The 21,456-nt window shown below is 72.4% G+C and carries 22 protein-coding genes, 1 pseudogene and 1 riboswitch; of the genes and pseudogenes, 9 read left to right on the top strand and 14 right to left on the bottom strand.

All coding sequences use genetic code 11. The annotated features are described in order from the left end of the window. Nucleotides 1–56 precede the first annotated feature (56 nt). From ACFY8U_RS03435 to ACFY8U_RS03455, 5 genes are read right to left on the bottom strand one after another with little or no spacing between them, the layout of a single operon-like run. The gene (locus tag ACFY8U_RS03435; RefSeq protein ID WP_361594920.1) at nt 57–626 is read right to left on the bottom strand and encodes a GAF domain-containing protein; all 570 of its coding nucleotides are present in this window, start codon (nt 624–626) and stop codon (nt 57–59) included. Further along, entirely contained in the window at nt 623–1,246 is a 624-nt protein-coding gene (locus ACFY8U_RS03440) for an ATP/GTP-binding protein (protein WP_389565026.1), read from the bottom strand. Before ACFY8U_RS03440 ends, ACFY8U_RS03435 begins: the two co-directional genes overlap by 4 nt. Continuing rightward, nucleotides 1,224–1,595, bottom strand: coding sequence for a DUF742 domain-containing protein (locus ACFY8U_RS03445; protein WP_361594916.1), 372 nt, complete (start codon nt 1,593–1,595; stop codon nt 1,224–1,226). Before ACFY8U_RS03445 ends, ACFY8U_RS03440 begins: the two co-directional genes overlap by 23 nt. Before the next feature lie 2 nt (nt 1,596–1,597). Beyond that, on the bottom strand, nt 1,598–2,032 hold the full coding sequence (locus ACFY8U_RS03450; RefSeq protein ID WP_389565029.1) for a roadblock/LC7 domain-containing protein: 435 nt from the start codon (nt 2,030–2,032) through the stop codon (nt 1,598–1,600). Between the two features lie 7 nt (nt 2,033–2,039). Beyond that, the gene (locus tag ACFY8U_RS03455; protein ID WP_389565032.1) at nt 2,040–3,959 is read right to left on the bottom strand and encodes an ATP-binding protein; all 1,920 of its coding nucleotides are present in this window, start codon (nt 3,957–3,959) and stop codon (nt 2,040–2,042) included. Nucleotides 3,960–4,524: 565 nt separating this feature from the next. Between ACFY8U_RS03455 and ACFY8U_RS03460 the strand changes: the two are divergent. Next, nucleotides 4,525–5,221, top strand: a pseudogene (locus tag ACFY8U_RS03460) (IS5 family transposase); the annotation flags it as partial. On the opposite strand, the gene ACFY8U_RS03465 reads toward ACFY8U_RS03460, so the two are convergent. Then, complete coding sequence (locus tag ACFY8U_RS03465) at nt 5,203–5,694, bottom strand: DUF5959 family protein (protein WP_389565035.1); 492 nt, start codon at nt 5,692–5,694, stop codon at nt 5,203–5,205. The pseudogene ACFY8U_RS03460 and the gene ACFY8U_RS03465 overlap by 19 nt on opposite strands. Nucleotides 5,695–5,909: 215 nt before the next feature. Further along, entirely contained in the window at nt 5,910–7,112 is a 1,203-nt protein-coding gene (locus tag ACFY8U_RS03470; protein ID WP_389565038.1) for an MBL fold metallo-hydrolase, read from the bottom strand. 122 nt (nt 7,113–7,234) lie between these two features. Here ACFY8U_RS03470 and ACFY8U_RS03475 point away from each other — a divergent pair, with 122 nt between their 5' ends. Next, entirely contained in the window at nt 7,235–8,431 is a 1,197-nt protein-coding gene (locus ACFY8U_RS03475) for a Glu/Leu/Phe/Val dehydrogenase dimerization domain-containing protein (protein ID WP_389565041.1), read from the top strand. 102 nt (nt 8,432–8,533) lie between these two features. Then, on the top strand, nt 8,534–9,172 hold the full coding sequence (locus tag ACFY8U_RS03480; RefSeq protein WP_389565044.1) for a TetR/AcrR family transcriptional regulator: 639 nt from the start codon (nt 8,534–8,536) through the stop codon (nt 9,170–9,172). Between the two features lie 148 nt (nt 9,173–9,320). On the opposite strand, the gene ACFY8U_RS03485 is transcribed toward ACFY8U_RS03480, so the two are convergent. From ACFY8U_RS03485 to ACFY8U_RS03495, 3 genes are all read right to left on the bottom strand, one after another. Continuing rightward, entirely contained in the window at nt 9,321–10,112 is a 792-nt protein-coding gene (locus ACFY8U_RS03485; RefSeq protein WP_389565047.1) for an SIMPL domain-containing protein, read from the bottom strand. Nucleotides 10,113–10,231: 119 nt separating this feature from the next. After that, nucleotides 10,232–11,347, bottom strand: a complete 1,116-nt coding sequence (locus tag ACFY8U_RS03490) for a DUF6745 domain-containing protein (RefSeq protein WP_389565050.1) — start codon at nt 11,345–11,347, stop codon at nt 10,232–10,234. Between the two features lie 94 nt (nt 11,348–11,441). Further along, the gene (locus ACFY8U_RS03495; protein ID WP_361440224.1) at nt 11,442–11,768 is read right to left on the bottom strand and encodes a hypothetical protein; all 327 of its coding nucleotides are present in this window, start codon (nt 11,766–11,768) and stop codon (nt 11,442–11,444) included. Between the two features lie 166 nt (nt 11,769–11,934). On the opposite strand from ACFY8U_RS03495, the gene ACFY8U_RS03500 reads away from it, so the two are divergent. Genes ACFY8U_RS03500 through ACFY8U_RS03520 form a run of 5 tightly spaced genes read left to right on the top strand, consistent with a single transcriptional unit; the run spans nt 11,935 to nt 17,256 of the window. Further along, nucleotides 11,935–12,897: an STM4015 family protein gene (locus tag ACFY8U_RS03500; RefSeq protein ID WP_389565054.1), complete on the top strand. Its 963-nt coding sequence runs from the start codon at nt 11,935–11,937 to the stop codon at nt 12,895–12,897. Further along, nucleotides 12,894–14,204 (top strand): STM4014 family protein, encoded by a 1,311-nt coding sequence (locus ACFY8U_RS03505; protein ID WP_389565056.1) that lies wholly within the window; start codon nt 12,894–12,896, stop codon nt 14,202–14,204. The genes ACFY8U_RS03500 and ACFY8U_RS03505 overlap by 4 nt, the downstream gene beginning before the upstream one ends. 20 nt (nt 14,205–14,224) lie before the next feature. Then, nucleotides 14,225–15,046 carry an STM4013/SEN3800 family hydrolase gene (locus tag ACFY8U_RS03510; protein ID WP_389566138.1) on the top strand — a complete coding sequence of 274 codons (822 nt, stop codon included), beginning with the start codon at nt 14,225–14,227 and terminating at the stop codon, nt 15,044–15,046. Further along, nucleotides 15,043–16,383 carry an STM4012 family radical SAM protein gene (locus ACFY8U_RS03515; RefSeq protein ID WP_389565059.1) on the top strand — a complete coding sequence of 447 codons (1,341 nt, stop codon included), beginning with the start codon at nt 15,043–15,045 and terminating at the stop codon, nt 16,381–16,383. Before ACFY8U_RS03510 ends, ACFY8U_RS03515 begins: the two co-directional genes overlap by 4 nt. Nucleotides 16,384–16,395: 12 nt before the next feature. Next, entirely contained in the window at nt 16,396–17,256 is an 861-nt protein-coding gene (locus ACFY8U_RS03520) for an STM4011 family radical SAM protein (RefSeq protein ID WP_361594894.1), read from the top strand. Here ACFY8U_RS03520 and ACFY8U_RS03525 read toward each other — a convergent pair. Both ACFY8U_RS03525 and ACFY8U_RS03530 read right to left on the bottom strand, forming a co-directional pair. Further along, entirely contained in the window at nt 17,243–18,055 is an 813-nt protein-coding gene (locus ACFY8U_RS03525; protein WP_389565062.1) for an SGNH/GDSL hydrolase family protein, read from the bottom strand. The two genes, ACFY8U_RS03520 and ACFY8U_RS03525, sit on opposite strands and share 14 nt — an antisense overlap. Before the next feature lie 171 nt (nt 18,056–18,226). Beyond that, a complete protein-coding gene (locus ACFY8U_RS03530; RefSeq protein WP_389565065.1) occupies nt 18,227–19,183 on the bottom strand; it encodes a peptidoglycan DD-metalloendopeptidase family protein in 957 nt (318 codons plus the stop codon). 4 nt (nt 19,184–19,187) lie between these two features. Then, nucleotides 19,188–19,374: riboswitch (cyclic di-AMP (ydaO/yuaA leader) on the bottom strand. A gap of 360 nt (nt 19,375–19,734) precedes the next feature. On the opposite strand from ACFY8U_RS03530, the gene ACFY8U_RS03535 reads away from it, so the two are divergent. Continuing rightward, complete coding sequence (locus ACFY8U_RS03535) at nt 19,735–20,544, top strand: tyrosine-protein phosphatase (RefSeq protein WP_389565067.1); 810 nt, start codon at nt 19,735–19,737, stop codon at nt 20,542–20,544. 15 nt (nt 20,545–20,559) lie between these two features. Here the strand turns inward: ACFY8U_RS03535 and ACFY8U_RS03540 are convergent, their stop codons facing one another. Further along, nucleotides 20,560–20,715, bottom strand: a complete 156-nt coding sequence (locus ACFY8U_RS03540) for a DUF6126 family protein (RefSeq protein ID WP_352186173.1) — start codon at nt 20,713–20,715, stop codon at nt 20,560–20,562. A 20-nt stretch (nt 20,716–20,735) separates the two neighbouring features. Beyond that, entirely contained in the window at nt 20,736–21,416 is a 681-nt protein-coding gene (locus tag ACFY8U_RS03545) for a helix-turn-helix domain-containing protein (RefSeq protein WP_389565071.1), read from the bottom strand. Between the last annotated feature and the right edge of the window lie 40 nt (nt 21,417–21,456).

Consider the following 21,456-nt stretch of genomic DNA (forward strand, 5'->3'; position numbering starts at 1 on the left):
CCGTCGGAGCCGGTGCATCACGTCGGAGCCCGGCGTCTCCCCCGCCTCCGAGCGGGTCAGATCAGCCCTTCCTCACGGCGGTGGATCTGCTCCACCAGCTCCGCCGCGAGCGACTTGATCGTCTCCAGACCGGCGCGGCCCCACGGCCGTACGTCCGTGTCGACCACGCAGATCGTGCCCAGCGCTATCCCCGTACGGTCGATCAGCGGCGCGCCCATGTACGAACGGATGCCGATCTCGTCCACGACCGGATTCCCGGCGAACCGCGGGTAGTCGCAGACGTCCTCCAGGACGAGCGCCTTGCGGCGCACCACCACGTGCGGGCAGTAGCCGTGGTCGCGGGCCATGTACCGGCCGACGTCTCCACCCGCAGCGGCCGCGCCCAGGTCGCTTCCCGTGTGGGTGCCTGCCGGGGTGTGCAGCCCGGCGAAGAACTGCCGGTTCTCGTCGATGAAGTTGACCATCGAGTACGGGGCGCCGGTCACCTCCGCGAGCCGGTGGGCGAACTCGTCGAAGGCCTGTTCCGGCCGCTCCCCGATGCCCAGCTCGCGCAGACGGCGCACACGGGCGGGCGCTTCCTGGTCGACGGGGGTCAGCAGCAGATGACCGGTCGGGTCGTAGGTCATGACGGTGCTCCGTAGCTCGGCACGGGGGCCGGGATGGTGGTCAGCAGGTGCTGGACGAGGGTGAGGAGTGTACGGATGCCGGCGCTGGAGATCCGGGCGTCACAGAGGACGACCGGGACCTCGGGATCGAGGTCGAGCGCCGCCCTCACCTCGTCGGGCTCGTAGCGGAACGCGCCGTCGAACTCGTTGACCGCGACGACGAACCCGATCCCCCGCCGCTCGAAGAAGTCGACGGCGGAGAAGCAGTCCTGCAGGCGGCGGGTGTCGGCGAGCACGACCGCTCCGAGGGCACCCTCGGAGAGCTCGTCCCACATGAACCAGAAGCGTTCCTGGCCGGGAGTGCCGAACAGGTACAGCACGTTCCGGTCGTCGAGGGTGATGCGGCCGAAGTCCATCGCGACCGTGGTCGTGGTCTTGGACTCCACGCCCTCCAGGCTGTCGGTGGCGGCGCTGACCTGGGTCAGCAGCTCTTCGGTGCTCAGCGGTTCGATCTCGCTGACCGCGCCCACGAAGGTCGTCTTGCCGACGCCGAAGCCGCCCGCCACCAGGATCTTGAGCGCGGTGGGGAACGGGTCGGTCGCGTAACTCTCGTGGCGCTCAGAGCCGTTGTCGTAGGCCATCGAGCACTGCCTCCAGCAAGGAACGGTCGGTTGGATTGGCGTGGAAGCGGGGCGCGCGGGCGGTCAGCGCCCCGCAGTCCACGAGATCGGAGAGCAGGACCTTGGTGACGACGGCCGGCAGCCGTAAGTGCGCCGCGATCTCCGCCACCGAGGTGGGCCCGCCGCACAGCCCGAGGGCCAGGCTGTGTTCGGGACCCATGTGGGGCTGCGGGGAGGAGCCCGTCGCCATCACCATGGAGAGGAGGTCCAGCGCGGTGGTGGGCTGGGTCCGGCCACCGATCACGGTGTACGGACGGATCAGCCGGCCCGCCGCGTCGTCGAGCCAGGGCCCCTCCTGGGAGGACACCACGCTCACTGTCCCGAGCGGCCCGCCGCACCCGCCGCTTGCCTGGCGGGAGTGACGAGATACGGACGCACGCTCTTGACGAGCATCGCCATCTCGTATCCGAGGACGGCGGCGTCCGCCTCCCGCCCGGCGAGGACCGCCAGACACGTGCCGGAACCGGCGGTGGAGACGAACAGCAGCGTGGAGTCCAGCTCGACGACCACCTGCCGCACCTCGCCGCCGTCGCCGAACCGCGCGCCGGCGCTGCGGCCGAGCGAGTACAGCCCGGAGGCCAGCGCGGCCATGTGGTCGGCGGCGTCCGTGTCGAGGCCGTGCACCGACTTGACGAGGCCGTCGGAGGAGAGCAGTACCGCGTTCCGGGTGTACGGGACCCGCTGGACCAGACCGCTCAGCAGCCAGTCGAGATCCGAGGAATGGCCGTTCGGCACATTGCTCGCCATGGTGAATCTACTCCTTGTGCGCGTCACCGGGACGCAGCGGTTCTTGATGGGGCGCGGGCTGGGATTCGGCGAGTCCGATACCGCGCTGGAAGGCGGCCATCAGACCCGGGTCGTGCAGGGTGTGCTCCTCGGGCTTGCGGACCGCGGGCTCGTCGCGCAGCTGCGGGACCAGGTGCTCCTGGGCGCGCCGCTTGGGGAGCAGGGGGCGGCCCGTCGACTGCGCGTGCTCGGCGGTGTCCGCCTGCTGGAACGGCATGGCGGACGTGGAGGGGGTGTACGTCGGGGGCCGGTACGGCGGTTCGGCGGCCGCGGGCTCCGGAGCGCGCGCCGGGGTGCGTACGGGCATCTGCGGGAGTGACTGTCCGGGCGTACGCACGGGAGGCTGAGCTGGCCTGTGCGCGGGAGGCTGCCCGGGCCTGTGCGCCGGAGGCTGAGCCGGGCTGTGCGCCGGAGGCTGAGCGGGGCTGTGCGCGGGTGCTTGTACGGCTGCTTGTACGGGTGCGGTCGCGGGCGACGGGGATACGTGACCGGGTACGGGAGCAGGTCCGGGCGCCGCGTGGGCCGGCCGGGCCGGTGCCTGGGGAGCCTGCTGGGGGACCTGCTGCATCGAGGGCGCCTGGGTGTGCGACGGGCCGGCGGCCACGGCGGCCGTCTGGCCCTCGCTGCGCGCGAGACCTTCGGGGTCGGCGCCGAGGAGGCCCTGCGGCAGCACGAGAACGGCTTGGACGCCACCGTAGATGTTGGACTGGAGGCGTACCGCGATGCCATGGCGGCGGGCGAGCGCGGAGACGACGAAGAGCCCGATGCGGCCGTCCTGGAGCAGGTGGGCCACGTTCACCTGGTCGGGGTCGGCGAGGAGCGCGTTCATCTTGTTCTGCTCGGTGACCGGCATGCCCAGGCCGCGGTCCTCGACCTCGATGGCAAGGCCGGCGGTGACGTACTGGGCGCGCAGCAGCACCGTGGTGTGCGGTGCGGAGAACAGCGTGGCGTTCTCGACGAGTTCGGCCAGGAGGTGGATGACGTCGGCCACGGCATGGCCCCGCAGCGTGCCGTCGATCGGCGGCACCAGCTTCACGCGCGGGTACTGCTCGACCTCGGCGATCGAGGAGCGCAGCACTTCGGTCATCGTGACCGGGTTCGACCACTGGCGGCGGGAGATGGCGCCGCCGAGCACGGCGAGGTTCTCCGCGTGGCGGCGGATGCGGGTGGCCAGGTGGTCGACGTGGAACAGGCCCTTGAGCAGCTCCGGGTCCTCGACTTCGTTCTCCAGCTCGTCCAGGAGCTGGATCTCGCGGTGTACGAGGGACTGCAGGCGCCGGGCGAGGTTGACGAAGACCTCGACCTTCTGTTCGTTTCCGACGCTGGTGGAGAGCCGGGAGGCCTGCACCACGGCGGCCACGGCGGCCTCGTGGGAGCGGGCGAGCTCCTGGGAGAGCAGGTCGAACTCGTCGCCGGACGCGGGAGCGGGCGGAGTGACCGGGCGAGCGGGGGCGCCCTCGCCGCGACGTAACTGCTCGACGACCGTGCGCAGCTCGCTCTGGCCGCGGGCGCTTGCACGGCGCAGGGCGTTGCAGCGGTCGAGCACGGACTTGGCCGCCCGGTCGGCGCCGAGCGCGGCGGCGGTCACGGAGGCGACCGTGAGGGCCGCCGCGCCGGTCAGCGCGGCCCAGAGACCGGGGGTCGGGCCGGCTCCTGTGGAGCGGATGGTGAAGATGACGGCGGCCGCGCCGCCGAGTGCGACCGCGACGGCGGGAAGCACGGAGGTGCGCAGGAGTTGGGAGCGTATACGGGCTTCCGCCGGGACCGGCGCGGATTGCCGCGCGGGGTTGGGAGCCCCGGCGCCGGAAGCGGAACGAGCGCCTGACCGGCCGTGCCGTCCGCCCTCACGGCGTTCGGACCGCGCGGCGGGTGCGCGAAGTTGAGACATGAGTGTCCTTGGTACGTGCCCAGGAGTCGGCGTACTACGGGGGTGCACTACGTGGGTCGGATGAGCCTACCGATGATCACCAACCACCCACTCTAGACGTCAACCGTTCATGTGCGGTGCGCAGTTGGCAAAGTTACCCGCAGGGGGGACCCACTCTGCTATCACCCTTCGCACGACAGGCCGAGAACATGGCCGGAACTCGACGAGGGGGTGCGGGGGCGGGGGAACGGAGCGGGCAGGTGGCGGGGCGGAGGCGTGTTCACCCCGCCACCCTCTGTGCATTCCGGCCGTGACCGGAATCTGACTGCGCGGTCCGACAAGGAGGAACGAGCTCGCCCGAGCGCGAGCCGCGCCGGGCCCCCGTCGCGGGGCACCACCGGGCGATCCGCCGCTTTCCGCATTCGCGTTCGCATCGCCCCTGCGTGTACGAGCGGCGTCCGACCCTCCGGGCCCCTTCGGCTCGCGGCCCCGCATCGGAGGGGCGGCAAGGCCGAGGAGTCCACCGGGGCGGGACCCGCGGGGCGGGTCTCCGGCACCGGGAAGGGCCTGACGAGACGTTGGGCCGGACCGGCTGGTGTTTCAGGGGATTCTGTTCGCGCTGCGTACCGGCATCGCGTGGGAGCACTTGCCGCAGGAACTGGGTTTCGGCTCGGGCATGACCTGCTGGCGTCGCCTGGCCGAGTGGACCGAGGCCGGCGTCTGGCCCCGGCTGCACGAGGTTCTCCTCGCGAGGCTGCGCGGCGCGAACGTCTTGGACTTCTCCCGGGCGGTGGTCGACGGCTCGCACGTCCGGGCATTAAACGGCGATCCAAAACGGGATGAGGTCCTGTCGACCGGGGCAGAACCGGCAGCAAAACAGCTCACCGACGCCACTGGCATCCCTCTGCCGCCACGGCAACCGCAACGACGTCCCTCAGCTCATCCCGCTACTGCAGGCGGTTCCGCCGGTCCGCGGTAAGCGCGGCCGACCGCGACGCCGCCCGGACGCAGTGCTCGCCGACCGCGGCTACGACCACGACAGGTACCGCCGCCTCGCCTGGGACCTGGGCGTCAAGCCGGTCATCGCCCGCCGCGGCACCGAGCACGGCTCCGGCGGGACCGAACGCTGGGTGGTGGAGCGAGCCTTTGCCCACCTGCACCGGTTCCGCCGCCTGCGGAGCCGCTGGGAGATCCGCGACGACATCCACGAAGCGTTGCTCATCCTGGCCTGCGCGCTCATCTGCTGGCGTCGGTTCTCGACAGCTCAGCGCCGCCACTCGTAGGCGCCGGGAGAGGTCTCCACAACCTCCTGGGGCCAAGCAGCACGGACCCGCTGCAGCCGTTCGTAGTGCTCATCGGCCCAACCGCCGGCCAGGCGCACCGGAACACGGACGGATGTCCCCGATGCAGCCACGTCCTCCACCACGAACACGGCAACCCCGCCCTGTCCAGACCACTCGAACCGGATCTCGGGGTTGCGCCCGTCGTCCATCCAGACGACATCCCGCCCGGCGGCGAGCTCACCCAGGACCTGTGACCAGCTGTCCAAGTCGTCCGGAGCCAGACACACATCGAGCCGTCTTTGGGCGAACCCGCTCGTCACGACGATCTCCGCATCGAGGTAGTCGTGCAGGGTCAACACCCCGGGCATCGACCGGCGCAGAACCCGAACCTCAAGACTGCTCTCCCCATCGGCCAGATGTGGAAGCGGCGGGGCGGCGACACGCGCCCGCTGCTGAGCGGGGTGGCGTCGCACACCCGTCGGCGTCGAGGGGCACTGTGCCGCTCGCGAGCGGGGAACCGGCGCCGTACCGCAGGCGCCGACGGCGCGGCGCCCGCGCTCAGCGGCGTCGGGGCCCCGCGGCCGCGCACGTCGGCGTCCATGCGGCGGGGCCGCGCACGTCGGCGTCCATGCGGCGCGGCGCTGCGGGGTCAGCGGCACCGCGGCGCGGCGCGCTCCCGCGCCACGCGTCAGCGGTCGCCGGCGAGGTCGAGGTCGGATCCTCGCTTGTCGACCGGTGCCGGCTCGAGCCGGTCCGGGCGGCGCCAGGGGTGGGCCAGGGGCTCGGAGATCGCCCGCCACCAGGGGTCCACGGGGAGGGGTCCGGCCGGTTCGAAGGGCTGCCCCGGGCGGGGGGACGCCACTGCCTGCCCGAATTCCTCCCCGGCGTCGCCCGTCCACTCGCCCGGCTCCGCCCACGCGTGCGGGGCCAGGTTGAAGGTGCCCCAGTGGATCGGCAGGAGCACGCCGTGCGGGCGGCCGCCCTGGAGGTCGAGGTGGGCCTGGACGCCCTCGGCCGGGGTCATGTGGATGTCCGGCCAGTACTCGCTGTAAGCACCGATCTGGATCATGGTCGCGTCGAACGGACCGTGCGCGGCGCCGATCTCCGAGAAGCCGGGGAAGTACCCGGTGTCGCCGCTGTGGTAGATCCGGTGCTCGGGGCCCGTGACGACCCAGGACGCCCAGAGGGTGTGCTGCGTGTTGCGCAGGCCGCGACCGCAGAAGTGACGGGCGGGCGTCGCGGTCAGGAGCAGGTCGCCGACCTCGGTGGACTCGTTCCAGTCCAGCTCGCGCAGGCGCGAGGCCGGCACACCCCAGCGTTCCAGGTGGGCACCGACGCCGAGCGGCACCGCGAAGACGGTGTCCGTGGAGGCCAGCGCCTTGATCGTGGGCAGGTCGAGGTGGTCGTAGTGGTCGTGGGAGATCACGACGACGTCGACCGGGCCGAGCGCGGCGAGCGGCACGGGTACGGGATGCAGGCGCTTGGGACCGACGAAGGCGAAGGGCGAGCAGCGGTCGCCCCAGACGGGGTCGAAGAGGACCCGGCGGCCGTCGATCTCGGCGAGGACGCTGGAGTGCCCCATCCAGGTGATGCGGAGGCCCGAGACCGGGGGCTTGGCGAGGTCGGCCAGTGTGGTGGCGTGGACGGGGATCGCGCCGGAGGGGGCACGGCGCGTGCGCGCCTCCTTGTCGAAGTAGACCTTGGCGAATTCGACCGTCGACCCGGTGGGCCTGGTCCGCGCGGCCACGGGGTTCTGGAAGACGCCGTCCGCGAAATTCGGCGAGCGGCGGATGCGCGCGAGACGCTCGCCTGCCGGGTCGGCGCCGAAGGCCTCGGGGCGCAGGGCGCGCAGCCTGGCCCGCAGCGAATGGTCGGAGCCGGTACCGGTCACGGGTCCTCCTGGTGGTCGGGGTCGTTCCATTATGGGCGGCCCGCGCGGTTCCCGGCCGGGCCGAGTGCGTCATACTGAACCGTCATTCAGTAGCGCACCCTCTTTCACCTCGGAGAACGCCTATGAGCGCCGCCCCTCTGTTGTCCGTCACCTGGTCGGACCACGTCACCGGACGACGGGGGTATCTGGTCGTCGACCGGCTCGTGCGCGGTGTGGCCAGCGGGGGCCTGCGGATGCGTGAGGGCTGCACCCTGGACGAGGTGGCCGGTCTGGCGCGGGGCATGAGCATGAAGGAGGCCCTGCACTACGACCCGAGCGGCCGGTACGTTCCGCTGGGCGGCGCCAAGAGCGGCATCGACTGCGATCCGCGCTCGCCCGAGGCGTACGGCGTCCTGGTCCGGTACCTGCGGGCGATGCGCCCCCACATCGAACGCTGCTGGACCACCGGCGAGGACCTCGGCCTGACCCAGGACCTCGTCGACCGGGCCGCGGCCGAGGCCGGTCTGGTCTCGTCGATCCAGGCCGTGTATCCGCTCCTGGACGACGAGGCCCAGGCCCGGCGGAGGCTCGCGGCCGCGTTCGAGGTCGACGTCGAGGGCATCGGTCTCGACGAGCTGGTGGGCGGCTGCGGGGTCGCCGAATCGGTCCTCGTGGCGCTCGACCGGGCCGGCCGGCCCCACGCGGGCACCCGGGTCTCCGTGCAGGGCTTCGGGACCATGGGCGGGGCCACCGCACGCTTCCTGTCCCGAGCCGGGCTCACGGTCGTGGCGGTGGCCGACGTGAAGGGGACGATCGCCAACCCCGACGGCCTGGACGTCGAGGCCTTGCTCGCGGCACGCGACCCGTACGGCGCCGTGGACCGGAGTGTGCTGCGGCCGGGCGACGCCGAGCGGCCAGGGGACACCGAGCTGCCCGGCGACGCCTGGCTCGCGGTCGACGCCGAGGTCCTGGTCCCGGCCGCCGTCTCGTACGCGATCGACGGCGAGGCGGTGGAGCGGATCCGGGCACGCTGGATCGTGGAGGCGGCGAACATGCCGGTACTCCCGGCGGCGGAGGAGCTGCTCGCCGCGCGGGGAGTCACCGTGCTGCCCGACGTGGTCGTCAATTCCGCCACCAATGCCTGGTGGTGGTGGACCCTCTTCGGCGACATCGGCGCCGACGCCGACGGAGCGTTCGCGCACATCCGGGCAGCTATGCGGGTCCTGGTCGGGCGGATGCTCGACCGCGCGGAGGCGGACGGCACCACCCCGCGCGCGGCGGCGCACGCGCTGGTCGAGGAGCGGCTGCCGGAGATCGCCGAGCGGTACGGCTGGTACTGACCCGCCGACCGTCCCCGTGTCGGCCGCGGTCCCTTCATGGGCCGCCTCATCCACCGAGAAGATGATCATGTCCGGGGCGTGGCCCTGTGTAGGCTGACCGGCGTGACGAGAGTGCGGTTGAGCGTGGCGGAGCGGCGGGAAGAGCTGCTCCGCGCTGCCGTCGAGCAGATCGAGGCACGGGGTGTGGCCGCCGTCAGGATCGCCGATGTCGCCTCGGCCCTGGGGGTCTCCAACGCGCTCGTGCTCTACCACTTCTCGACCAAGGAAAAGCTTGTCGCGGAGGCGTTCGCGTACGCCGCCGAGGCCGACCTCGCCCATCTGCGCCGGCTCCTGAGCAGGCGCACCAGCGCTCTGCGCCGACTCAGGGCCGCCGTACGGTGGTACGCCCCGACGGGGCAGGCCAAGGGCTGGCGGCTCTGGATCGAGGGCTGGGCGGCGTGCCTGCGCGAACCGGCGCTGCGCGAGGTCGCCGGGGCGCTCGACCAGCAGTGGAAGGCGGCCCTGACGCGGGTGATCGGCGAGGGCGCGGCGGCCGGCGAGTTCCCGTGCCCTGACCCTGCCGCCGCGGCCTGGCGGCTGACCGCCTTCCTGGACGGGCTCGCCGTGCAGATGACGTCGTACGCCGGATCGCTCTCCCGCGCCGCGATGCTGGAATGGGCCGACGCCGCACTGGCCAGGGAACTCGGCCTGCCGTCGCTCGACGCCGTGCTCGACGGCACGGACGACCGCGCACCCGCGTAGAGAGACCTGCTCGACGGCCGAGGCGGACGAGCGCGCGCCCGCGTGGAGAGGCTTCCCCTCGCTCGGCGCGACGGCCCGTCTCGCTCGGCGGGCTCGCCCGGGTGGCGCGGCCCGCGAAACGGCTCGTCGCCCCTGGCCCGGGACCGGATCAGAGCAGTTCGTACACGGCTGTGACCGTCACCTGCTCCTCGATCTCTCCGGGTGCCAGCGGAACCCCCGACGCGTCGGCCGATGCCTCCGGCGCGGCACCGGCTCCGGGACGGCCGCTGTCCGTCTCGGTGAGGGACACGAGCCGGCCGAGGCGGTGGCCGCTCAGCCGGGCGTGCTGGGCGGCCTTCTCGTGCGCGTCCTTGTGGGCGAGCTCACGCGCCCTGGAACGCAGCGCGCCCGGGTCCGCGACGTCGAAGGTCACTCCGTCCACCCGGCCCGCGTCCCCGGTCGCCTTGGTGACCGCCCCGACGACCTGGCCGGTCCTGTCCACGTCCCGGACCGTCGCGGAGACACTCTGCGAGGCCTGGTAGCCCGAGACCTTGCTCTCTCCGTCGGTGGCCTGGGTGTAGACCGGGAAGAGGGAGAGGCTCTCGGTGCGGATGTCCCGGTCCGCGACCGACTGCTTCCGCAGCGCGGCGAACAGCGCCTCCGCCGCACGGCTCTGGGCCGCCATCGCCTCCTGGCCGGTCTTGGCCCGCGCCTCCACCGCGACCGAGATCACCGCGATGTCGGGCGCGGCTCCGGCCCGCCCGGTGCCGGTCACGGTGAGGGTCGCCGGAGCCGGGGCCCGGACAGCGGCCGCGGCGGGTCCGGCCACGGGTGGCGCCGCGAGCGCGGGCGCGACACCGGCGAGCGCGAGCGCGCCGAGCACGACACCGGCGACCGTCGTACGGCGGAGGCCACGAGCGCGGATACGAGTACGGAAGCGGTGGTGATGACCGGTCGTCACGGGCGGTCCCTTCGGCGGTGGTTGCCGGACAGCCCCGGCGCCGCCCATCCCAGCACCCTCCACCTCCCCCGCCCGGGCGCCACTCCTGTCCGGTCACCCGCTCAGGTCTGTCCGCTCTGTCAGGTCTGTACCACCGGTTCGTACACCGCCGCGTCGAGCCCGAAGGTCCACGCGACCCCCTCGCGCGCGGTCGTCGTCCCGGGGGGCACGCGCAGCCAGTAGGTACGGAACGTCCCGTCCGGCTCCGGGGTCGCGTTGACCACCTCGACCATCACCACGTCCTCGTCGTCCGCGAGCTCGATCCGCCAGAGCACGCCCGTCTCGTCCCGGCCCACAGGGCGGGCCCCCGACTCGGCGAGGTAGCGCTCGTAGCCGTAGTACTCGAGCATCACGCGCCGCAGTTCGGCGTTCTCCTCGGCCCGTATGCGCTCGGGAGTGAGCCCGCCCAGTCCGGCGAGGAACTCCGCGGGCACCGGCATCCCCCGCCAGGCGTAGAGCGCGAAGCCGTCGCGGAAGGCGAGCGCCGGGCCGTCGCCCCGGTCCAGGCGGCCGGCCTCGTCCCGGTGCAGCTCGACGGGCCGTTCGCACACCACGGCGACCTTTTCGTACGGCCACCACCAGCCCGCGTGCGCGGCGACCGCGGCGAGCCCGGCGAGCCGTTCGCCACGGCCGTCGAAGGCGGCGAGCCAGGCCGCGTCCTGCTGGCCGAGGACCGCGTCGAGGAGCACCAGCCGCACGGCGGCAGCATCCCAGGGCGCCTCGGGACGACTAGCGAGCACCCCGGGTGTCGCGGACGTCCCGGGCACCCCGGCTTCCCCGGGCACCCCGCCCTGCCCGGCCTCCCCGGGCACTCCGGCCTCCCCCGCGAGGTCCTCCACGACCGCGGACCGTATGCGATCGGCGAGCGTCCGTGTGGTGTCCCAGAGCCGGGCGCCGGTGCTCGTCCACAGCGCGGTCCAGCCACGGGGGCCGAGCTCGTCATGCACCCGGCGGCGCTCCTCCGCCCAGGGCCGCGTACGGACCTCGTCGCGCACCGAGCGTCCCGCGTCGGCCAGTTCGCGCACGAGCGTGACGGCCGCCCGGGGCGAGTCCGCCCAGACGATCCGCTCCGGGCCAGCGAGGCCGGCCGAGCGGTACGCGAGCCGTACTCCCTCCTCCGCCGCGGCACGGTCCGCCGCCCCGGTGGCCGCCACGACGGCCCTCCACCTGTCCACCACCGTCGATGTCCCGTTCATCTCTCCCCCTTGTCCGTGCGCGACGATCCCTCGGTCCGCGCCGCTCTGTCCGTCCCACGCGGCGCTTCCGTCCGCGGTCCGCGCCCCTGCTGTGTCAGTCCGCGACGATCCGGTACGCGCCCGGTGTGTACTCCCGCTGCCGCACCACCCGGTACCAGCCCTTCGGCAGCGGGATCGGGGCGTGCTCCTCGTGCACCACCCGTCCGCCCGAGGGCAGTTCGAGCACCAGGGGCCCGAACGGTCCCGGCTCGGCCACCAGTCGGCCGGGCCCCGGGACCGCGTGGGCGTGCCCGGTGACCTCACCGAGGGCCAGGACCAGCCGGCCCCTCGCGTCTCTCGGCTCCCCCGCCGCGCCCTTCACATGCTCGGGCACCGCGCTCTCCGCGACGGGCACGATCAGCACGTCTCCCTGCCGGTACATGGCTCTCCCCTCCGTGGTGCACACGCCTCGTGTCGACCACGCATTCGACGCTAGAGGCAGCCACTGACAACGGCCTTCCGCCGCCCCCGGCGCGCGGGGTTGTCGGTGCGGCTTGGTACAACTGCTCGCGTCAGCCGATCAACGCCGTCCGGTGTCTGGAGCACTCATGACCATTTCGGGATACATTCAGGAGTTTCACGGCCTGCCCGTGTTCCATTTCCCGGATCGTGACACCGCCGTCGAGCTGCCGGACGCGGCCTCCGTGGCCTGGCGCGTCTCCGGGCCGACGTACTGCGACTCGGACGACGAGCAGTGGGATCGGGTCTTCGACCGTTTCCTCGCCGACGTCGACACGACCCGGGTCCGCGCGCTGATCGCCGGCGGCTGGGACGAGGCGTACGACACGTCGTCCGCGGCGATCGTCGCTCGGCTCGTGGAGGCGGCCGGCGACCGGCTCACCGGTCTGGAGGCGCTGTTCCTGGGGGACATGAGCTTCGAGGACTGCGAGATCTCGTGGATCCAGCAGTCCGACGTCTCGCCTCTGCTCGCCGCCTACCCCCGCCTGCGGGAGTTCGGTGTGCGCGGGGGCACGGAGCTCGGGTTCCCCGCCATCCGGCACACCGCGCTGACCACGCTCGTGGTGGAGTCCGGCGGTCTGGGCGCCGAGGTCGTGCGCGGCATCGCGGGAAGCGACCTGCCCGCGCTGGAGAAGCTGGAGCTCTGGCTCGGCACGGACGAGTACGGCGGTGACTCCTCGGTCTCGGACCTGGAGCCGCTGCTCGCCGGCACCGGGTTCCCCGCCCTGCGCCATCTCGGGCTGCGCAACAGCGTCATCCAGGACGAGATCGCCGCCGCGGTGGCCGGCGCCCCCGTCGTCGCCCGGCTCGACACCCTCGACCTGTCGATGGGCACGCTCACCGACGAGGGGGCCGAGGCGCTGCTCGTGGGCCAGCCGTTGACGCACCTCTCGCATCTCGACCTCTCGCACCACTACCTGTCCGAGAAGATGAGCGAGCGGGTCGTCGACGCCCTCACCCCTTACGGGGTGACGGTCGACGTGGACGACGCGCAGGAGGCGGAGGACGACGGCGACGGCGAGATCCACCGGTACGTCGCGGTCGCCGAATGACGTACTCCCCGCCCCTCGGGCACCCGCACCCCGGGCAACCGGCCCTCACGCACCCGCGCCTCGTCGTCGTCGGCAACCCGGCCAACCGCCGGGTCGCGTTCTTCCGCGACGCGGTACGGGCGGCCGGGCTGCCCGAAGTGCGGGTCGAGCCCTGGCTCGACGTGCTGCGGGGCGGGGCGCGGTTCCACCCGGGCGAGACGGTCCGGCTGGAATCACCCGGTGAGGACCCGGACGTCGACCGGCTGCTGCGCGGCACGGACGATCCGACCCGGGTCGAGGGCACGGGCCGCTGGTACGAGGCGTTCACGGCGGCGACGGCAGGGCTGGCCCGGAGCGTGGGCGACGCCGGCGCGGTCCTCGTCGACGATCCCGCCGAGCCGGCGGTCCTGTTCGACAAACGGCTCGCCCATGCCCGGCTGCGCGAGGCCGGGGTCCCCGTACCGGACTCGCCGACCTCCGGGGCGGCCGCCCCTCCTGTACGGGGCTGGGCGGACGTCCGCTCCCTGATGGCGGCGTCCGGGCTGCGCCGGGTGTTCGTGAAGCTCGCCCATGGCTCGTCCGCCTCGGGGGTCCTGGCCGTGGAGACGAACGCCGCCGGACGCGTACAGGCCACCACCTCCGTGGAACGCTCCCCCGACGGACACCTCTTCAACTCCCTCCGGGTGCGCCGCTATACGACGGAGCGCGAGGTCGCCGCGATCGTCGACGCGCTCGCACCCGACGGGCTGCACGTCGAGCGCTGGCTGCCGAAGGCGGCGCAGGGAGGGCGCGCGGCCGATCTGCGGGTGGTGGTGATCGACGGGCGCGCCACCCACGCCGTCGTACGGACCAGCCGTTCCCCGATGACCAACCTCCATCTCGGCGGTACCCGGGGCGACCTGGGTGCCGTGCGAGCGGCGGTCTCGGCCGCGGGCGGCCGGTGGTCGGACGCGCTCGGGGTGTGCGAGCGGGCCGCCGACGCCTTCCCCGGGATGCGGTGCGTCGGGGTCGATCTGCTGCCGGCCGTCGGCTGGCGGCGCTTCGCCGTCGGCGAGGTCAACGCCTTCGGCGATCTCCTCCCCGGACTCACCGGCCTGCCGGGCAGCGGCGCGGAGGGCCTGGACACGTACGCCGCCCAGGTCGCCGCGCTCCTGCGCGGAAAACCCGCCCGCAGCCCCGCCACGACCGGCGCCCTCGCCGCCGACGGTCCCCGCAGCCCCGCCACCACAAGAACCACTGGCATCACCAGCACCACTGACACCACCCGCACCACCCGCACCACCCGCACCACCCGCACCACCCGCACCACAGGATCGAGCGCCACGTGAACCAGCAGCACGCACCCGACATGAACGAGATCGTGGGCAGCCACGATCTCCTCCTGGTCACGCTCGACACCCTCCGGTACGACGTGGCCGCCGAGCTGGCCGCCGCCGGCCGCATCCCGAACCTGGCCCGGCACCTCCCGGGCGGGCGCTGGGAGCGCCGGCACGCCCCCGGCAGCTTCACGTACGCCTCCCACCAGGCGATCTTCGCGGGGTTCCTGCCGACCCCCGCCGCCCAGGGCCCGCACCCCCGCCTCTTCGCGGCGCGGTTCGCGGGCAGCGAGAGCACCGCGGGGGGCACGTTCGTCCACGACACCCCCGATCTCGTGTCCGGCCTGGCCGAGGAGGGCTACCGCACCGTGTGCGTCGGCGGCGTCGGCTTCTTCAACGGGCAGGGCCCGCTCGGCTCCGTGCTGCCGGACCTCTTCCAGGAGAGCCACTGGGAGCCCGACTTCGGTGTCACCTCCCCGACCTCCTTCGCGTCCCAGGTGACCAGGGCCGAGGAGATCGTCGCCGGGCTCCCGCCCGAGCAGCGCCTCTTCCTCTTCCTGAACGTCTCCGCGCTGCACCAGCCCAATTGGTTCCATCTCCCCGGCGCGACCCGGGAGTCCGGCGACACCCGTGCCTCGCACGCGGCGGCACTGGAGTACGTCGACCGGCACATCGGCCGGCTCTTCGCCGCCATGAGCAGCCGCCGCCCCTGCTTCGCGATCGTCTGCTCCGACCACGGCACGGCGTACGGGGAGGACGGTTACACCGGTCACCGGCTCGGCCACGAGGTCGTATGGACCGTCCCGTACGCCCACTTCTTCCTGGACGGCCCGGAGCGGGGGGCGGCCGCGTGAACGAAGCGACCGAGACCCCGCGTCCGTACGAGAGCTACGTCTACGCCTATCCGCACAAGACGGCCTATCGGCCGCTCCCCGACCCGGCGCCCTCCCTCGCGGCGCTCTGGCGGGACGAGCCAAAAGACGCTCTTTCGCTCTACGCCCACATACCGTTCTGCGAGGTCCGCTGCGGCTTCTGCAATCTCTTCACCCGGATCGGCGCGCCGGACGAGCTGACGACGCGCTATCTCGACGCGCTCGACCGCCAGGCGACCGCCGTCCGCGAGGCGCTCGGCGACAGCGCGCCGGTCCGGTTCGCCACGGCAGCCTTCGGCGGCGGCACGCCGACCTTCCTCACCGCCGACGAGCTGGAGCGGCTCTGCGACATCGCCGAGAAGCGGATGGGGGCCGAGCTGCGTGCCGTCCCCCTGTCCGTCGAGACGTCTCCCTCGACGGCGACCGCCGACCGGCTCGCGGTCCTGGCCGACAGGGGTGCCACCCGGCTCAGCATCGGTGTGCAGAGCTTCGTGGAGGCCGAGGCGCGCGCCGCCGTACGGCCCCAGCGCCGCGCCGATGTCGAGGCCGCGCTGGCCCGGATCCGGGACACCGGCGTCCCCGTCCTCAACATCGATCTGATCTACGGCATCGAGGGCCAGACCGAGGAGTCCTGGACCCACTCCCTCGACGCGGCACTCGCCTGGGCGCCCGAGGAGCTCTACCTCTACCCCCTCTATGTCCGTCCGCTCACCGGCCTCGGCCGGCTCTCCCCGAACGCCGACCGGGAGTGGGACGAGCAGCGGCTGCGGCTGTACCGCCACGGCCGGGACCATCTGCTCGCGCGGGGCTACGCCCAGGTGTCCATGCGGATGTTCCGGCGCACCGACGCCCCGCCGCAGGGCGCCGACGACTACGCCTGCCAGACGGACGGGATGATCGGCCTGGGCTGCGGGGCCCGTTCGTACACCTCCTCCCTGCACCACTCGTTCGACTACGCGGTCGACATGAGGGAGATCCGCTCGATCGTCGACGCCTACACCGAGACGGAGGACTTCACGCGGGCGCGGGTGGGCCGGTGGGTCGACGCCGACGAGGCGCGCCGCCGCCATCTGCTCCAGTCCCTCCTCCAGGCCCGGGGCATGGCCACGGCCGGGTACGTGGAGCGCTTCGGCACCTCGCCGTTCGCCGACTTCCCGGCCGAGCTGCGCCGGTTCGAGGCGCTCGGCTGGCTGGATCCGACGGCCGGCAGCGGTCTGCTGCGGCTCTCCCCCGAGGGCCTGGCCCACTCGGACGCCCTCGGACCCGCCCTCTTCTCGCCGGGCGTGCGGGCGGCGATGGCCGCCTACGAGCCGAAGTAGCGGGGTGACGGCATGGACCTGACGATCCTCTACCGGGGCCCGCTCTCCTCCTGCGACTACGACTGTCCGTACTGCCCCTTCGCCAAGCGTCGCGACAGCCGCGATCAGCTGCGCGCCGACCGGGCGGCGCTGGAGCGGTTCTCCTCCTGGGCGGCGGCGCAGACCGGCGACCGGCTGAGGATTCTCTTCACCCCGTGGGGCGAGGGACTGGTCCGGTCCTGGTACCGGCGTACGCTCGTCGAGCTGTCCCGCCTTCCGCACATCGAGCGGGTGGCGATCCAGACCAATCTGAGCTGCCGTACGGAGTGGCTGGCCGAGGCCGACCCGGGGACCCTCGCGCTCTGGTGCACCTACCACCCCGGGCAGACGCCGTACGAGCGCTTTCTCGCCAAGTGCCGCGAGCTGACCACGCGGGGCACGCGATTCAGCGTCGGGATCGTCGGCCTGCCCGAGCACCGGGAGCACGCCGGACGGCTGCGGGACGATCTCCCGCCCGAGGTCTACCTCTGGGTGAACGCGGCGGAGGGGCATACGTACACCGACGACGAGGCCGAGGGCTGGACGGCCCTCGACCCCCTCTTCCCGTACAGCCGCCGTCCGCACCCCTCAGCCGGTCTCCCCTGCCGGACCGGTGAGTCGGTGATCTCGGTGGACGGTGACGGGACCGTGCGCCGCTGTCACTTCGTGAAGGCCGAGCTGGGCAATCTGTACGACGGTTCGTACCGTGCCGCGCTGCGCCCGCGCTCCTGCCCGCTCTCGGTCTGCGACTGTCACATCGGCTACGTCCATCTGGAGACGCTGCCGCTGTACGACGTGTTCGCGGGCGGTGTCCTGGAGCGGATCCCGGCCCCGGTCGTGCTCAGAGGGGCATGAGGTCGCCGAGCGGCATGAGGTCGGGGCGCTTGGCCGCCACGTGGTCGCCGGAGCTCTCGCCGCGCAGCCGCCGGCCGATCCACGGCACGAGGTACTCCCTGGCCCAGTTGATGTCGTCGCGGCGCACCTCGAGCGTGCCGCGCGGCGGGAGCGGGGGCCAGGGCTGGTCCGGGTCGGCCGGTACGTCCATGCCGAGGACCTGGGCGGCGCGCAGCGCGACCCTGGTGTGGCCCTCGGGCGAGAGGTGCAGCCGGTCGTCGTCCCAGGCCCGCCTGTCCTGCACCGACTTGAGCGACCACAGGTCGAGGACCGGGCAGTCGTAGCGGTCGGCGATGGACCGGACATGGGCCGTGTACGTGGCGATCTTTCCGCGCAGATGCCGGAGGACGGGGACGTCGCGGGTGTCGAAGCCGGTCGTCACCATCACCGTGCCGACGGCCGACGTCAGGTCGGCGACGGCGCGCTCGAAGCGCTCGGCGACGTCGTCGGGGTCGCTACCGGGGCGGATGATGTCGTTTCCCCCCGCGCAGAAGGTCACGAGGTCGGGGGCGAGTTCCTTGGCCCTGGGGACCTGCTCCTCCACGATCTGGTCCAGGAGGCGGCCGCGTACGGCCAGGTTGGCGTAACGGAAAGCGTCGTGCTCCGGCACTCGGTCGGCGAGCAGCACCGCGAAGCGGTCCGCCCAGCCCACGTACCTCCCGTCGGGCCCGGGATCTCCCACGCCCTCGGTGAAGCTGTCCCCGATCGCCGCGTACGACCCGAATACGTGCGTGTCTCTTGATCTCGAATCGTCTGCCACGGGAGCACATCTTTCCCTTATGGATGTGACCTACGCGACCGTAAGGAGGGGTTGACGCCGGGTGAGATACGCCACCGGTCAAGATTGCACCAAGCCGGAATACGCGCGAGGGCCCGGCACTCGGAAGTGCCGGGCCTCTGCGGGTGCTGCCGGTGCGTCAGATCAGGCGTGTCAGATGCTGACGCCGTGCGAGCGCAGGTAGGCCAGCGGGTCGATGTCCGAGCCGTAGCTCGGGCCGGTGCGGATCTCGAAGTGCAGGTGCGGACCGGTGGAGTTGCCGGTGGAGCCCGAGAGACCGATCTCCTGGCCGCCGGTGACGGTCTGGCCGGCGGAGACGCCCAGGGAGGAGAGGTGGGCGTACTGCGAGAACGTGCCGTCGGCGTGCTGGATGACGACCTCGTTGCCGTACGAGCCGCTGTTGCCCGCGGAGTAGACGGTGCCCGCGCCGACGGCCTTGACCGAGGTGCCGGAGGAGGCGATGAAGTCGACACCGGTGTGGTAGCCGGAGGACCACATGGCGCCGGAGGCCCGGTACGGGGTGGAGATGCCGCCGCTGACCGGGGAGACCCAGCCGGAGGAGGCCTGCGCGGGGGCGGACGTCGCGGGGGCGGTGCCGGCGGTGTCACGCTCGGCGGAGCGCGAGGCGCGCTCGTCGGAGGAGGGCTTCTCGGCCTTGGGAGCCGCCTTGGGAGCAGCCTTCGGAGCGGCCTTGGGTGCTGCCTTCGGAGCGGCCTTGGCGGTCGACTTGGCGCCGAGGGTGAGCTTCATGCCGGGCAGGATCAGCGACGGGTCCTCGCCGACGACCTGGCGGTTGTCCGCGTAGAGCTTCTTCCAGCCACCCGCGAGGTGGTGCTCGGCGGCGATCTTCGACAGGTAGTCGCCACGGACGACGGAGTACGTCTTCGGCTTGGCGGCCTTCTCCGCGGCCGGGGCCTTGGCGGGGGTCGCGGCGGCGACGGCGGCGACGGCCTGCTGGGACGTCACGGACGGCGCGGCCTGGTCGGCTGCGTGGGCTCCGGTCGCGCCGAACAGGGGCAGGGCGACGACGGCGCCACCCGTACCGGCGGCGACGAATCCACGCGTGAGCGGGTTGACCTTGGGACGGCGGTGCTTACCCTTTGCGGGCATGGCGAATTCCTCTCCGTCGCCTGCGAGGTGAGCTGTCGGGTTCGAACTGGAGATGTCCGGCCGCGTATCACGCGGCTTCACCCCGAGCCGTCCGGAACGACCGGATCGGCGTACTACCTGGGTCCCCCGCTCCTGCCGTACGTGGGTGGGTGCGGATACCGGACGGTGGCAGGATTCGGCGGGTCCGACCGGATTGAGCGTGACGCTAGACCAGCGGATCGGGGCGAACAAGCCGCTGCTTTTCATTCGCAATCAGGGGCGGGATATCCGCGCCGAATTCCGGTCACCCTCCGTGGATGGCGGATCTTCGATTTCCTTTTCCGGCACGGGGATTGCACAAGACGATCAGGCACGGTCCGTCACCTCTATGACGCTGCTCACGCGCCGAATCCCATCTCCCCTGCAACCAGGGCGCGTTATGCCTTAGGGCCCAATTCGGACAGAACACCCATTCCCATACCCCGGGGGTGTGCGGCGGCTCCCCGACCCGGGATGATTGGCCCAGGAATCGATCAGCAGTCGATCCCGACCGCCAACCTTCAGGAGCACTCGTGACGCAGCAGCTGCCGCAGGTCTCGTCGACCGAACCCGAGCTCACCGGGGTACGCAACTTCCGGGACGTGGGCGGACTGCCGACCGTGGACGGCGGTTCGGTGCGATTCGGCCGTCTCTTCCGCAGCGGCCACCTGGCGCACGCCACCGAGGAGGACGCGGCGTTCCTCTCCACCCTCGGGCTCCACACGGTCTTCGACTTCCGCAATGCGGCCGATGTCAAGATCGAGGGACCGGACGTCGAACTTCCCGGCGTACGAAATGTGAACATACCGCTCAACGACCCGGCCGACGGCAAGGAGTTCTGGAAGCTGGTCAGTACCGGCGAGCTGGAACAGCTCCGCGGCATCCTGGGTGACGGCAAGGCGGCGGCCCGAATGTCCGATTCGTACCGGCAGATCATCATCGAGCGGACGGCGGAGCACAGCCGCGTCCTGCACGCACTGGCCGAGGACAGCGTCCCCGCGCTCATGCACTGCGCGGCCGGCAAGGACCGCGCGGGTCTGTCCATCGCCATCTCGCTGCTCGCGGTGGGCGTGGAGCGGGAGGCGATCGAGGCCGACTACGTGAAGTCGAACGACCCGCACCGCCGCTACAAGGTGCGGCGCAGCTCCACCTCCGCGGAGGCCATGGCGCCCGAGGTGATGGAGCTGCTCAGCCCGCTCTTCGACGCGCGGATCACGTACCTGCGTACCGCGTTCGAGACGATGGAGCAGACGTGGGGGACGGTCGAGCGCTACCTCACGGACGGCCTGAAGCTCACCCCGGAAACGCGGGCGCGGCTGCGCGAGCGTCTCGTCGAGGCGTGACCCCTCCCCCGTCCGCTACTGGTTCTGCCCGCCGAGCATGAAGAGCAGGTAGAGGAAGCCGGCGAAGAGGTGCCCGGCCACCAGATAGGCGAAGAGCCGGAGCACCAGCCCCTTGGGGAACTTGCCGGCCTCGCGCTCCTCGCCGGTGACCGGCGCAGACTTCTCGGACATATCGGCCTCTTTCGAAGGGGTCAGCGGAGATGCGGGGCTCCGTCGCCGAGGCACAGCTCGGCGGCGGGGCTCTGCATGAGCGTGTGGACGAAGAGCAGCTCGGCCCCGCCGCGGCCGACGGCGCCGATGCGGTGCGGGGTGAGCGAGTCGAAGTGCGCGCTGTCCCCGGGATCCAGGATGTGCACGGCGTCGCCCAGCGCGAGGCGCACCTGCCCGTCGAGGACGTGCAGCCACTCCTCGCCGGGGTGGACGCGCACGATGTCGGCCCGGGTGGCGTACGGGACGTGGACGCGGAGCGCCTGCAGGGCGCGGCCGGGTCCGCCGGCCTGGCGGTAGGTCCAGCCGTCGGCCTCGACGGGCTCGGACCGGCTCGCCCGGACGATGGGATCGCGCTCGGGCGGAACCTCGCCCAGGAGCTCGGAGACCGTCGTACCGTAGATACGGGCGAGCGCCAGCAGCATCGGGAGCGAGGGCTGGCGGTGGCCCGTTTCGAGCCGGGAGAGATGGGCCGGGGAGAGTCCGGCCCGCTGGGCGGCGACCTCCAGGGTCAGCCCGCGGCGCCGGCGCAGGGCGCGCAGCTGCGGGGCGACGTGCGGCGCGTCCGGAGGGGCGACGGACGCCTCGGGCAGGGCGTCGGGCGGACTGTCGGACGCGCCCGGTGCGGCGGGGTCCGCGGACTGCTTCCCGGGGAGGTGTGCCATGCCTCCATTCCGCCAGGAACTTTCCTCTGAGGCAACTTTC

The organism is Streptomyces sp. NPDC012508, assembly GCF_042902595.1.
GTDB lineage: Bacteria > Actinomycetota > Actinomycetes > Streptomycetales > Streptomycetaceae > Streptomyces.

Excerpts from the sequence above, each read along its gene's own strand:
- ACFY8U_RS03490 (WP_389565050.1), bottom strand. The coding sequence starts at position 11,347 with ATGAACGGGACATCGACGGTGGTGGACAGGTGGAGGGCCGTCGTGGCG.
- ACFY8U_RS03500 (WP_389565054.1), top strand. The coding sequence starts at position 11,935 with ATGACCATTTCGGGATACATTCAGGAGTTTCACGGCCTGCCCGTGTTC.
- ACFY8U_RS03540 (WP_352186173.1), bottom strand. The coding sequence starts at position 20,715 with ATGTCCGAGAAGTCTGCGCCGGTCACCGGCGAGGAGCGCGAGGCCGGC.
- ACFY8U_RS03495 (WP_361440224.1), bottom strand. The coding sequence starts at position 11,768 with ATGTACCGGCAGGGAGACGTGCTGATCGTGCCCGTCGCGGAGAGCGCG.
- ACFY8U_RS03505 (WP_389565056.1), top strand. The coding sequence starts at position 12,894 with ATGACGTACTCCCCGCCCCTCGGGCACCCGCACCCCGGGCAACCGGCC.
- ACFY8U_RS03450 (WP_389565029.1), bottom strand. The coding sequence starts at position 2,032 with ATGGCGAGCAATGTGCCGAACGGCCATTCCTCGGATCTCGACTGGCTG.
- ACFY8U_RS03530 (WP_389565065.1), bottom strand. The coding sequence starts at position 19,183 with ATGCCCGCAAAGGGTAAGCACCGCCGTCCCAAGGTCAACCCGCTCACG.
- ACFY8U_RS03510 (WP_389566138.1), top strand. The coding sequence starts at position 14,225 with ATGAACGAGATCGTGGGCAGCCACGATCTCCTCCTGGTCACGCTCGAC.
- ACFY8U_RS03520 (WP_361594894.1), top strand. The coding sequence starts at position 16,396 with ATGGACCTGACGATCCTCTACCGGGGCCCGCTCTCCTCCTGCGACTAC.
- ACFY8U_RS03435 (WP_361594920.1), bottom strand. The coding sequence starts at position 626 with ATGACCTACGACCCGACCGGTCATCTGCTGCTGACCCCCGTCGACCAG.
- ACFY8U_RS03455 (WP_389565032.1), bottom strand. The coding sequence starts at position 3,959 with ATGTCTCAACTTCGCGCACCCGCCGCGCGGTCCGAACGCCGTGAGGGC.
- ACFY8U_RS03475 (WP_389565041.1), top strand. The coding sequence starts at position 7,235 with ATGAGCGCCGCCCCTCTGTTGTCCGTCACCTGGTCGGACCACGTCACC.
- ACFY8U_RS03545 (WP_389565071.1), bottom strand. The coding sequence starts at position 21,416 with ATGGCACACCTCCCCGGGAAGCAGTCCGCGGACCCCGCCGCACCGGGC.
- ACFY8U_RS03440 (WP_389565026.1), bottom strand. The coding sequence starts at position 1,246 with ATGGCCTACGACAACGGCTCTGAGCGCCACGAGAGTTACGCGACCGAC.